We start from the raw sequence: 12,273 nt of genomic DNA, 5'->3' as shown, positions 1-12,273 counted from the left end.
ATTTTGACAAATCATTCTAAAATTTTATCATCTTCTGGTTTCCATGCTGGTTCCACGATACATAAAAAACTTAATTCTTCAGTTCCAATATTTTCAAAAAATTGTTCTGAATTTGGGGGAACGTATGCTGAATCATTCTTTTTTAATTGATATTCTTTATTATTAATTCTCAATCTTCCATTGCCTTCTAAAATATAGTATATTTCTGATGATTTGATTTTATGAAGTTTAGTTTTTTCTCCTATTCCCAATGAGAATTGTGCAAGACTAAAATTAATTCCGTTTGATGTATTTTTAGGATCGAAGTATTGTTTAATTTTCACATTTTCATTACCTTCAATAAAACTGATTTTTGAATCCTCTTTGATGGACATTATCTTTAAATGATATTTGTTACATTATTTTTAAAATCTGATTCATACCAAACTGTTTTGTAAATTGAGTTCTTTTTTGGTAAAATGTTGATTGCTATGTGTGAAAATTCTTTGTTTTTATTAATTGAACCATGTGTATGGAGGGTTTTAGCTGGTATGTGAACAATATCTCCTTCATTCAAACTAATCCTTTCCGTCTTTTTAATTTTAAAATCCGATTTTTTTGTTCCATACTTCCTAAAAATTTCTAAACTGCCTTTGCCTTTTACTGCAATTAACACTTGATTTCCATCATGATAGTGTAGTTTGGTTCTTGAACCTTTTTCAAAATGAACATGATAGATATCTTGATCTTTTGATTTTATTTTTTCTGAAAGTACTTTCATCCATGTTTTTCCAGTAAACCATTCGGAATTTACGTCTCTTTTATCATTTGAACCTTTTATGTTTGATTTATTCATCATATTTTTCATCAAAATACTTCTTTTTCTTTGTTTGGAATTTTTGTCTGACTGCTTATCTAAATCAGAATTGGTTTAATATGATGAATTTCATATTTTTAATAGTTTTGAAAAAAACACACGAACACAAAACAGTCGTTTTACGGAAAAAACTTGAGGAATCTGAAGCTTTAGAAATTATCGATGATAAAAAAACTAGTGTATTCAAATCCTTATTTTCACACCCAAAAAAAAGTGATATTCACATTCATTCTGTGAAATTATACTATGAATGCATCCTAATTGTTTCTGGGAAATATATGGCAAATTATTTTCGAAAAACAACTCACTCTATTTCTGTTTCTTCCAATGTATCTGAAGTTCTTTTAGGTGATGGTGTTTTTCCAGTTAGAACAAAATCCAATTTCAAAAAAGCAATTGTTGGAAAACGTGGTAAAAATAAAGTTGATTTAAAATTAGAGGAACACGTTTTTGTTGAAAATGAAGATGAAATAACTTTTGATCATCATGGTCGAGAAATCAAATTTCCATTTAAATTAAATTCTAAAACCACAGAAAATTATCCTAATCGTTTATTAGAACAAAATTCTTCCAATGTGAAAAATTCTGAATTAACTCATGATGATGCAATTAAAAAATTACAATCGTTTTTAAAAAAACCTTTAGTTGATGAAGTTCGTAAACTTGAAGAAGAATTTGTATTAAGAGAAATTAGTGAAGTATATGTCCCAATTTATGAAGCTCGTTTAATAGGACCAAAAAAGAAAGTTGGAATAATCCGAATCGATTCTGTAAGAAAAAAAATCCTATAATTTCACTAATGCTCTAAACTTATCATTGTTGTGTAATTTTGTAAAAACCGGTTCTTCCTTTGCCCAGTTTCTTATGATTTTTGGATTTCTTGCAATTGCTTGTTTTAATAATTCCATTGATTCTGGAATTTTGTCAATTGCTGCACAACTTCTAGATTTTGCGTAAATTACATTTACATTATCTTTGTATTTTTTTAGAATTTCATTAAATACATCGATTGCTTTTTCATGTTTTCCTAATTCTGCAAACTGTACTCCCTTCTGAAAAAATGCATCTTGATTGTTAGGATATTTTTTACAAATATTTTGAAAACAATTTAGTGCTTCCTCATGTCTTTTCATTTTTCCTAAAACAATTCCTTTGTATATCATTGCATTTGGTTTTCTTGAATCTACTGAAATTGCTTTTTCTAATGCAGTTAGTGCTTCCTCATGCTCCTGAAGTTTGTCTAAGAGAACTCCTTTGTTAAAATAAGATGCTGCATATTTTGGATCAACTTCGATTGCTTTATCGTAACATTCTGCTGCCTCTTGTATATTTCCATTCTCTGCCATTGAAATTCCTCTGTTGTTTAGTGCTTGTGCATTTTTTGGATCAATTTCTAATAATTTGTCAAAACAGGTAACTGCATCACTGTATTTTCTTATTTGATTTAGTGCTAAACCCTTGTTTAGTAATGCGTCACTATCTGAATCATTCTCTTTTAGAATTTTATTAAATAATGAAATTGCTGCTTTTGGTTGGTTTTTTTCCATCATTGACATGGCGTCATATCTCAAGTCCTCTGGATTCTTTTTTGATCCAAATAATCCCATAATTTTATCAGATTTTAATTGCTAATGAAAGTTTACTTTAATTCAATGATTTGAATTTTTTAATTGCTTCTTTAGCCATCTCTTCTTGTTTTTCTGCAGATGTATCTGTAGGATCATCTGTTGCATATGCCTCTTTTTCTTCTTTTTTCTTATCCATACCCAATACAAATTGTCATTTTATAAAAATCTGAATAACTTTGAAAAAATGTTTGATTTTTGACTAATTTTTTAATATTTTTTTTAGCAATAATAAAAGAAACAATTGCCTAAGATTATGTATGAATAAAAACAAAGAAAATCGTAAAGAAGAACTTCAGCAAAAAAGTGATGATGCAGAAATGTTTGAATTCACATGGGCAAAATTATGCTTATTTTAAAAATTGGAAATGTTTTGTGATATTCTGTTATTAATTGTTAAAACATGAATTGCTGTAAAATAGGTTGACAATTTTGATGACAAACTCTTAATTTGATTTAAAAATTATTTTAATTATGTCTGAATCACAAATTTCATATTTTGCTGAAAAAGTGTTTGTCCATCACTGGCCTAAAGATTCTCCTGCATGGGATGAATCCTTACAGAAAAAATTAGATGTCTCTATCAATAAAAATTCAAATTTAAAAAAAATAATTGTTGATTCTGAAACTGTTTTGATTGAAAATTTTCTAATAACAAATCTAAAAAAAATTGGAGTTTCTGTCCCTTTTTTTAAAAATGAATGTAGGATGATTTTTGAAGGTCAATTTGAAAATATTTTTGCTCATATTCATATTACTACAAAATCTGATGATTTTTTGAATATTTTTAATCAATTAATGTCTTGGAAAAATAATTTTTCAAATTGATTTTGAATTTTAGAAATTTTCTGACGCTTTGATAATTTTTTTAATATCTTCTTTTGAATGACTATTTGATATTGCACCTAATTTGCCTGGTAAGAAAAATATTCCATCTTCAGAAATCATTTTAAAATGATATTTTTGTAATTTCTCTGAATTACATTTTGCTACATCTGCTGAATTTTGAATCTCTGTAACTCCCTCCTCAAGAAAATGAGTCATGAATAAAGATCCTTTACCTGAAACTGCAACTTTTCCATCAAATACTTTTTCTAATTCTTTTCTAGCATAATCTCCTAATGAATTAATTTTATCGTATACTGTTTTTCTTATTTTCAAATAATTTAATGTGGTATATCCTGATGTCATTGATACTGGATTGGCCGAAAATGTGCCTCCTCCAATGTATGAGCGCTCTGATTTTTTCTTTTCTGTTGTATCTGCATAATTCATTATTTCTTTTTTACCGCAAATAATTCCTATTGCCATTCCTCCTCCAGTAATTTTTCCTAATGTAACAATGTCTGGATCTAATTTCATTGTAGGATACAAACAACCATATCTAAATCTGAATCCTGTAACAATTTCATCTAAAATAAATAATGATTTATTTTTATGAACAAATTCTTGAATTCCTTTTAGATATTCTTTTGTTGCTGGAATACAGCCCCCTCCCCCTAAAACTGGTTCTATAATTACACCTGCAAGATTTTTAGAATATTTTTTTAATATTTTTAAAGAGTTTTCCAAATCGTTGTAAGGAATGGAAATAATTTTTTCGTCATTAACAATTCCACTACTTTCTGATTCTTTAAATGGCCAGTTAACACTTTTTAGTAAATCTGATGTATATCCATGCCATCCTCCATCTATTTTTGCGATAATTTTTTTCCCAGTTACTGAACGTGCTAATCTAACAGCATACATTGTAGCTTCTGTTCCTGATGTTACATAACGAATTTTTTCTGCAACTGGAACTGCTTTTGAAATTAATTCTGATAATTTTATTGTCTGTTCGTTAACTGTTCCATACATCCAACTTTTTTCAATTTGTTTTTTGATTGACTCTTTAACATTTTTTTGTCCATGTCCTAGAATTAAAGACCAATGCCCCATCCAATAATCTGTGTACTTGTTATTGTCGACATCAACTAAATTTTTTCCTAACGATGATTTTACAACAAATGGGTGTGGTTCGAAATATCGAATATTATGTGAAACTCCATTAATGTGAAGTTTTGATGATTTTGCAAAAATTTTTGCAGAAGTTGGTGTTTTCTTTTTGTAATTTTTTATCTGATCCAAAAGCAAACTATTCAAATTCCTTCTATCATTTTAATCAACATCCAGATTCTGACTAATTGTATCGTTACTATTTTTTTTGAGCCTAGTTTTGGCTAATTTTTGTTGAAAATTTTATCATTTTTGAAGCGATCTGGTATAATTTCACGCATGGTTTATATGGATTCTGTCTTCTTCGGATTCTGCATACGTAAAGCAATAGGCGGCGCTCGTGTTGAAGTATGGCAATATGCCATTTTGTGATTCATGGGCCTCCATTTACGCATACAAAAATGAGGATTTGATTGAAAGATCATTTCTGAGATGTGAAGATTATGTGCATCCGTCAATTCCAATTTACAAGTACAAATGTACTTCAATAATCAAGACCAAAAAGAAAAAAATTCAGAATCCGGTTGATCCTGCCGGACCTGACTGCTATCGGATTGATACTAAGCCATGCGAGTCATTGTAGCAATACAAGGCATACGGCTCAGTAACGCGTAGTCAACCTAACCTATGGACGGGAATAACCTCGGGAAACTGAGAATAATGCCCGATAGAACATTATGCCTGGAATGGTTTATGTTCCAAATGATTTATCGCCGTAGGATGGGACTGCGGCCTATCAGTTTGTTGGTGAGGTAATGGCCCACCAAGACTATTACAGGTACGGGCTCTGAGAGGAGTAGCCCGGAGATGGGTACTGAGACACGGACCCAGGCCCTATGGGGCGCAGCAGGCGAGAAAACTTTGCAATGTGCGAAAGCACGACAAGGTTAATCCGAGTGGTTTCTGCTAAAGGAACCTTTTGTCAGTCCTAGAAACACTGATGAATAAGGGGTGGGCAAGTTCTGGTGTCAGCCGCCGCGGTAAAACCAGCACCTCAAGTGGTCAGGATGATTATTGGGCCTAAAGCATCCGTAGCCGGCTCTGTAAGTTTTCGGTTAAATCTGTACGCTCAACGTACAGGCTGCCGGGAATACTGCAGAGCTAGGGAGTGGGAGAGGTAGACGGTACTCGGTAGGAAGGGGTAAAATCCTTTGATCTATTGATGACCACCTGTGGCGAAGGCGGTCTACCAGAACACGTCCGACGGTGAGGGATGAAAGCTGGGGGAGCAAACCGGATTAGATACCCGGGTAGTCCCAGCTGTAAACTATGCAAACTCAGTGATGCATTGGCTTGTGGCCAATGCAGTGCTGCAGGGAAGCCGTTAAGTTTGCCGCCTGGGAAGTACGTACGCAAGTATGAAACTTAAAGGAATTGACGGAGGAGCACCACAAGGGGTGAAGCCTGCGGTTCAATTGGAGTCAACGCCAGAAATCTTACCCGGAGAGACAGCAGAATGAAGGTCAAGCTGAAGACTTTACCAGACAAGCTGAGAGGTGGTGCATGGCCGTCGCCAGCTCGTGCCGTGAGATGTCCTGTTAAGTCAGGTAACGAGCGAGATCCCTGCCTCTAGTTGCCACCATTACTCTCAGGAGTAGTGGGGCGAATTAGCGGGACCGCCGCAGTTAATGCGGAGGAAGGAAGGGGCCACGGCAGGTCAGTATGCCCCGAAACTCTGGGGCCACACGCGGGCTGCAATGGTAACGACAATTGGTTTCAAATCCGAAAGGATGAGGTAATCCTCAAACGTTACCACAGTTATGACTGAGGGCTGCAACTCGCCCTCACGAATATGGAATCCCTAGTAACTGCGTGTCATTATCGCGCGGTGAATACGTCCCTGCTCCTTGCACACACCGCCCGTCGTTTCATTGAAGTGAGCTTTTAGCGAGGTGACGTCTAATTGGCGTTATCGAACTTGAGGTTCGTGACAAGGGAAAAGTCGTAACAAGGTGACCGTAGGGGAACCTGCGGTCGGATCACCTCCTTAGACATGGAAAGTGTACGGATGTACGTAATCTTCACATTGAATCATCGATGCAATGCATCACGAAAGTGGTGTATGAAGGATGTAGCGGACCATTTACCGGTGGTTTGCAATGATCGTCGTGCATAGTCGTGTAATATGTGGCTGAATTTACTGGTGTAAAGACGCCAATAGGTGGATTGCTAGGCTTGAGAAGAGATGAAGGACGTGGCAAGCTGCGATAAGCTCGGGGTAGGCGCACGCATCCTATGATCCCGAGATGTCCGAATGAGAATCTTACACTTTTGTGTATTCCAGTACAATGGTATTGGAAGTCGAACCGTGGGAATTGAAGCATCTTAGTACCACGAGGAAAAGAAATCAATAGAGATTTCCCAAGTAGTGGCGAACGAAACGGAAATAGCCCAAACTGAATCCTTCGGGAGATGTGGTGTTTTGGTATGATAATGTGGAATCCTGGAGCACAGCTGAAATGATCTGAAAAGTTCTGGAATAGAGGGTGATACCCCCGTAAGCGAAGTGTGAAGGGTCCTATTCATACCCGAGTAGTTGTCCTTGGTAGTGGGCAATGAATACAGGTGAAAGTAGCATCTGAGGCTAAATATTTCTCAAGACCGATAGTGGACTAGTACCGTGAGGGAAAGCTGAAAAGTACCCCGGAAGGGGGGCGAAAAGTGCATGAAACCTATTGGTTACAGACGTGCGTGGCATGGAAGGTGATTTTTTCAGATTGGAGATTCTAGCAATAGAGTTGAAGATTTGATGTTCAAATCATCAGTGTCACGCGTTCCGTCTCGAAACACGGGCCAAGGAGCTAACTGTCATGGCAAGCATAAACTGTAAAAGTGGATGCGAAGGGAAACCGAGCTCTCGCAGCTTCGCAAGAAGTCAGGAGAGGCGTGTGAAAGTGCGTAGAGTCATGGCGGCTAGGCTAGAAGCCAGTCGATCTATTCCTGAGCTAGATGAAGGAGGGCGAAAGCCCTCTGGAGGTCTTAAGACGTTCTGACGTGCAAATCGTTGTTGTGACTTGGGAATAGGGGTCAAAAACCAATCTAGACTGGCGCTCGCTAGTTCCAACCGAAGCGTCTCGCAGGGCGTGCTTTGTGGAGATAGCGTTTCCGGTAGAGCACTGATAGAGAGGCGCGGGGGAGAAATCCCTCACCTCTCATTCAAACTCCGAACGGATACGCATTGTAGAAGCAAGGACACGGGTTCATGTGGCGTAAGGCTCATGACCGAAAGGGGTTTAACCCAGACTGAAGTTAAGGTCCCCAAATTTTTGCTAAGTGTCAAGCTAAAGAGCGTGTTCTCGCCAAGACAGCAGGGAGGTAAGCTCAGAAGCAGCTATCCTTTAAAAAGTGTGTAACAACTTACCTGCCGAGGGGGGATGCCTCAAAAACGGACGGGGCTAAAGCAAAGTACCGATACTTTAGATAATTATTAATGAATAATTCGTGGTAGGTTGGCGTAGTGATTGGGCCGAAGCAGGGCGATGACGTCCTGTGGACCGATTTCTATTGCAGATCTTGGCGGCAGTAACAGCATAGTATTGTGAGAACCAATACCACCGTAAGCGCAAGGGTTTCCAGGCAATGCGTTATCAGCCTGGAGGTAGTCGATCCTAAGATGTACCTCAACAGAGTTCATCGAATGGGAAACTAGTTAATATTCTAGTACCTTGTATCGATCGTTTGATCTATATGGTTCGCTTCCGGATAGGGAGTGTACAATTATCGTTGTATCTAACTATTCAAGGGTGAAGGAGTGTCGTAATGACGAGATCTCACCCGAGGTAGGAATGGCTTCGCGTCAGCGAAGTTTTCTCGAATCCAGGAGACCATGAAAGACTGTGTAGTTAGAAAGATACAAGTTCGTACCCAGAACCGACACAGGTGCGCTGGCTTAGAAAGCTAAGGTGCTACGGGTATACCGTATGGCGAGGGAATTCGGCAAATTAGTCCTGTAGCTTAGGTATAAGGGATGCCTGCGGTCTTCATGAGGAATGGGGATCGCAGGTTGCAATGACAAGGGGGTTTCGACTGTTTAATAAAAACACAGGCGACTGCTAGTCCGAAAGGATTTGTATAGTCGCTGAATCCTGGCCGGTGCCGGTACCTAAAACTTGGGTTCAACCGAGCTAAGGGCCGGTTAACGCCGGGAGTAACTCTGACTCTCTTAAGGTAGCCAAATGCCTTGTCGGGTAAGTTCCGACGCGCATGAATGGAACAACGAGAGCCCCACTGTCCCCGCCTACAACCCGGTGAAGCCACATAAGGTGGACGAACAGTCCATCAACTTCCATTGGGGAGAGAAGACCCCGTGGAGTTTTACTGCAGCTTGTGCTTGTGGTATAGTAAGAATTGCACAGGGTATCTGGGAGCCATGCTTAACATTCTCTGGGATGTTAATGAAGCAACGATGTAACACCAGACTCTTTTTGCAGTACCACTTATCCAGTGAAGACCGGAGACATGTGCAGGTAGGCAGTTCGGCTGGGGCGGCACCCCTTTGAAAAGATATCAAAGGGGCCCAAAGTTGAGTTCAAACGGGGCAGAAATCCGTTGAAGAGGGCAAAGCCAAAAACTCGACTGAATGGATTTCCAAACGCACGGAATTCATAGACGAAAGTCTGGCTTAGCGATCCTTCGTGTGCCCACTATTGGGGCCCGGAGGTGACAGAAAAATTACCCCAGGGATAACAGGCTCGTCGCGGGCGAGAGCTCCTATCGACCCCGCGGTTTGGTACCTCGATGTCGGCTTTTCCTATCCTGGTCCTGCAGCAGGGGCCAAGGGTGAGGCTGCTCGCCTATTAAAAGGGAACATGAGCTGGGTTTAGACCGTCGTGAGACAGGTCGGTCTCTGCCTAATGGAAGCGTGAATAACTGAGGGGAAGTTGCTCCTAGTACGAGAGGAACAGAGCAGCGTGGCCACTGGTTTACCGGTTGTCTGATAAGGCAGGCCGGGCAGCTAAGCCGTTTGGGCTAAGTGCTGAAAGCATCTAAGCACGAATCCCATCCCGAGACAAGTTATTCTTTCGTAAGATGAAGGTCGGCAGCAGAAGACTGCGTTGATAGGAAGGTGGTGTAGATCACAAGCTTCGGCGAGTGGTGAGCCAGCCTTTACTAATAGACCAACATAACGGTTCAGCCACTTACATAGAGACTATGCGCGAGGATTCATTTCTATCATCTAAGTGGAATATCCACGACTTGTACGATGATTTTATTTTTAATCACTCCCTAGTGTAAACTAGGTATCCATCATATTACACGACTAAAATTATCTTGAATTTTTTAAGTTAAATTTTGATTTATTTAATTAAAAATTTGATAACTTTTTTTAAAAAATAAATGAATTTACTAAACATTTATTGAGAAATAATTGATTCTATATCATAATTATTCAGTAAATTTTGATTATTACTTATATGTATCAACATTGTATTGAATCTATGAAAATAGGAGTCACACAATAATGGCAACAGCTTATGTCCTCATAAACTGTGAGCTAGGTTCTGAAGAAGCAGTAATCTCAGAGCTAAAATCTATTGAAGGTGTAACTGAAGTACACGGCACCTTTGGAGCATATGACATCTTGGCAAAAGTTGAATCCAACCAAGTAGAGGCATTACGTGAAACCATTACCTGGAAGATTCGAAAAATTCCAAAAATTCGCTCTACATTGACACTGATGGGAATTCAGGGTCAAGAATAATCGGTGATACCATTGGCAAAAGCATACGTCTTGATGAATTGTGATTTGGGTGCTGAAAAAAATATCATATCTGCATTAAATGCAATTGATGGAGTAACTGAATCTCATGGAACTTTTGGACTCTATGACATCTTGGCAAAAGTTGAATCCGATGATGATGAGGCAGGAATTCAAAGAATTGTAACTGGAACTATTCGTAAAATGCCTGAAATACATTCTACGATGACCCTTACTCGCTCTGAATGTGAAGAACTCTTCAAACCTGCAGATAAACTTGTCAATGTAATGCTTGGAAAAAATTCTTCTCAAGCTTATGTTGTGATCCATGCTGAAAAAGGTGAAGAATATGAGGTGTTGCGAAATCTCAGCCACATTCCAGAAGTAAAAGAAGCAGACGTTGTGTTTGGATTCTATGATGTTTTGTGTAAAATTGAATCACAAGACTATGAATCTCTGGAAACTGTAATCACAAAAGCAATTAGAGCACTACCTCACATCAAAACTAGCATGACTCTAAATATTATCTCAGAACAAGACTGAGATTATTTTTATTTTTATTTTTTTTGAATTAAATCTGTATTTCATTTTTAAAATACTTGTAATGTAAAATATTTACAAAAAGTTTTTGTATGTTTTTTTAATGTTTTACAACGAGGATATGAATGGATAAAAATCCAATATGTTCTATCAATCTGTTCTGCAATTGATAGCATTTCCTCGTTATAATTAAGTACGTAAGTAAAGTATTAAAATATTTTTTAAAAAATATTGTACTAATTTTAACTCATACTGTTTTTTAAAATTGAATATCTATTTTCCAACAAAACCATGCCGTTTTTTAATAATGGCCTTTGAGTCTTTAACATCTATTTCTAAAATGTATCCTTTCTTACATCCTAATTCTTTCATGCATTCTTGTGGAATTTCTATTTCAAATTTATTTTCTTGCTGTGTTAATCTTGTTGTTTTTAATAGACTCACACAATCAATATGTTTCCATACTATCTAAGATTATTTTTATAGAATCTCAAAGAATTTTTAAAATTACAAACAATTTAGAATTATCTGAAAATACAAAAAGAGAATCTATTAAAATTTTTGATAGATTGAAAAAATGTGATTTAGTTTCTGGTAAAAATCCTGAAGGTGTCACATCTGTAGTAATCTATATGGAAAGCATTTTGACATCTGAAAACATATCTCAAAAAAATATCTGACATTTCTGGAATTTCAACAGTAACAATTCGTAATCATTACAAAGAATATGGTAAATACATCGACTTGAACTAAATTAACAATATTTTGAAATCTGCTTTAAAAATCATTTCTTAAATTATGTGTATATTTGACCCTTAAAAATTTTTAAATTTTTTAAATTTTTCTTTACATTTGTAATGATTATTCGCATAGAAGATTAAATTTCATTTTGTATATCCTTATGTTGCTATGGTAATTTTATTTGTGGGACTAGTCATTGGAATAATTTTGATTTTTGTATTAATTTTGGAATTCACTAGTACATCAAAAAATGAGTATGTTCAATTTCATATAAGATGTAGACATTGTGGAGATAAAACAAATAGTTTGAAATGTCCTAGGTGTGAGAATCGTTGACTTTGAAACAGAAATCAAATATTTCATAAATCATGGATTATGCAAAATTATGTTCATTAGTATTGGGAATTGAAACCCAAATTAGAGGTGTATTTGTTTATAATAGTAATGGTGATTTGTTAACTGGTGGTATGCAGAATGGTGTTCAATCTTATTTACCTTCAGAGGAATTATCAAAATCTGCACATAACACGATTTTACGTTGGAACACTCGTGAATTATTGTACCCTTTCTTAGGATTTGGAAAATATTCTCTAACTGAATATGAAAAAATTAAAAGAATTACATTTCCGTTGGATAGTCATAAATTGCTCGTGGTGGGAACTGAAATTGAAGCAGAACATGATAAAATAATTAAAAAAATCTTACAATTAATTGAATTGAAATCTAATGAATAAATTCTGTCTTTTTATCTAAAAATGATTTGAATACTTTTTCACTCATTTTCATAATTGAAAAATCACATAATTTTGATTTGCATA

10 protein-coding genes and 2 rRNA genes are annotated in these 12,273 nt (G+C 36.5%); 7 read left to right on the top strand and 5 right to left on the bottom strand.

The genetic code is table 11. The features are described 5' to 3' along the window. Positions 1 to 11 precede the first annotated feature (11 nt). On the bottom strand, positions 12 to 374 hold the full coding sequence (locus AW732_RS08080) for a cupin domain-containing protein (protein WP_067961135.1): 363 nt from the start codon (positions 372 to 374) through the stop codon (positions 12 to 14). A gap of 5 nt (positions 375 to 379) precedes the next feature. Further along, on the bottom strand, positions 380 to 835 hold the full coding sequence (locus AW732_RS08075) for a cupin domain-containing protein (RefSeq protein WP_067961285.1): 456 nt from the start codon (positions 833 to 835) through the stop codon (positions 380 to 382). Between the two features lie 107 nt (positions 836 to 942). On the opposite strand from AW732_RS08075, the gene AW732_RS08070 reads away from it, so the two are divergent. Then, positions 943 to 1,647 carry a hypothetical protein gene (locus AW732_RS08070; RefSeq protein WP_067961281.1) on the top strand — a complete coding sequence of 235 codons (705 nt, stop codon included), beginning with the start codon at positions 943 to 945 and terminating at the stop codon, positions 1,645 to 1,647. Here the strand turns inward: AW732_RS08070 and AW732_RS08065 are convergent. After that, entirely contained in the window at positions 1,642 to 2,463 is an 822-nt protein-coding gene (locus AW732_RS08065) for a tetratricopeptide repeat protein (protein WP_067961132.1), read from the bottom strand. The genes AW732_RS08070 and AW732_RS08065 overlap by 6 nt on opposite strands. A 492-nt stretch (positions 2,464 to 2,955) precedes the next feature. Here AW732_RS08065 and AW732_RS08060 point away from each other — a divergent pair, with 492 nt between their 5' ends. After that, entirely contained in the window at positions 2,956 to 3,309 is a 354-nt protein-coding gene (locus AW732_RS08060) for a hypothetical protein (protein WP_067961129.1), read from the top strand. Positions 3,310 to 3,318: 9 nt separating this feature from the next. Here the strand turns inward: AW732_RS08060 and AW732_RS08055 are convergent, their stop codons facing one another. Next, positions 3,319 to 4,614: an aminotransferase class III-fold pyridoxal phosphate-dependent enzyme gene (locus tag AW732_RS08055; RefSeq protein WP_067961278.1), complete on the bottom strand. Its 1,296-nt coding sequence runs from the start codon at positions 4,612 to 4,614 to the stop codon at positions 3,319 to 3,321. A gap of 379 nt (positions 4,615 to 4,993) precedes the next feature. Here AW732_RS08055 and AW732_RS08050 point away from each other — a divergent pair. The 4 genes from AW732_RS08050 (at position 4,994) to AW732_RS08035 (ending at position 10,717) form a co-directional block, all read left to right on the top strand. Next, positions 4,994 to 6,464 (top strand): 16S ribosomal RNA (locus AW732_RS08050). 148 nt (positions 6,465 to 6,612) lie between these two features. Continuing rightward, positions 6,613 to 9,609: ribosomal RNA gene (locus tag AW732_RS08045) — 23S ribosomal RNA — on the top strand. The 16S and 23S rRNA genes sit together here, the layout of an rRNA operon. A gap of 328 nt (positions 9,610 to 9,937) precedes the next feature. Beyond that, positions 9,938 to 10,177: an Lrp/AsnC ligand binding domain-containing protein gene (locus AW732_RS08040; RefSeq protein WP_067961127.1), complete on the top strand. Its 240-nt coding sequence runs from the start codon at positions 9,938 to 9,940 to the stop codon at positions 10,175 to 10,177. A 12-nt stretch (positions 10,178 to 10,189) separates the two neighbouring features. Then, positions 10,190 to 10,717 (top strand): Lrp/AsnC ligand binding domain-containing protein, encoded by a 528-nt coding sequence (locus tag AW732_RS08035; RefSeq protein WP_067961124.1) that lies wholly within the window; start codon positions 10,190 to 10,192, stop codon positions 10,715 to 10,717. 270 nt (positions 10,718 to 10,987) lie between these two features. On the opposite strand, the gene AW732_RS08840 is transcribed toward AW732_RS08035, so the two are convergent. Continuing rightward, the gene (locus tag AW732_RS08840) at positions 10,988 to 11,158 is read right to left on the bottom strand and encodes a hypothetical protein (protein WP_172790433.1); all 171 of its coding nucleotides are present in this window, start codon (positions 11,156 to 11,158) and stop codon (positions 10,988 to 10,990) included. 665 nt (positions 11,159 to 11,823) lie between these two features. Between AW732_RS08840 and AW732_RS08025 the strand changes: the two genes are divergently transcribed. Further along, on the top strand, positions 11,824 to 12,189 hold the full coding sequence (locus AW732_RS08025; RefSeq protein WP_067961118.1) for a hypothetical protein: 366 nt from the start codon (positions 11,824 to 11,826) through the stop codon (positions 12,187 to 12,189). The last annotated feature ends 84 nt before the right edge of the window (positions 12,190 to 12,273 follow it).

The organism is Nitrosopumilus sp. Nsub (assembly GCF_001541925.1).
GTDB lineage: Archaea > Thermoproteota > Nitrososphaeria > Nitrososphaerales > Nitrosopumilaceae > Nitrosopumilus.
This window is presented reverse-complemented; position numbering and strand designations above follow the sequence as displayed.

Bases quoted from the DNA above. Each gene is read 5' to 3' on its own strand.
- AW732_RS08025 (WP_067961118.1), top strand. From the start codon at position 11,824: ATGGATTATGCAAAATTATGTTCATTAGTATTGGGAATTGAAACCCAA.
- AW732_RS08065 (WP_067961132.1), bottom strand. From the start codon at position 2,463: ATGGGATTATTTGGATCAAAAAAGAATCCAGAGGACTTGAGATATGAC.
- AW732_RS08040 (WP_067961127.1), top strand. From the start codon at position 9,938: ATGGCAACAGCTTATGTCCTCATAAACTGTGAGCTAGGTTCTGAAGAA.
- AW732_RS08075 (WP_067961285.1), bottom strand. From the start codon at position 835: ATGAATAAATCAAACATAAAAGGTTCAAATGATAAAAGAGACGTAAAT.
- AW732_RS08080 (WP_067961135.1), bottom strand. From the start codon at position 374: ATGTCCATCAAAGAGGATTCAAAAATCAGTTTTATTGAAGGTAATGAA.
- AW732_RS08060 (WP_067961129.1), top strand. From the start codon at position 2,956: ATGTCTGAATCACAAATTTCATATTTTGCTGAAAAAGTGTTTGTCCAT.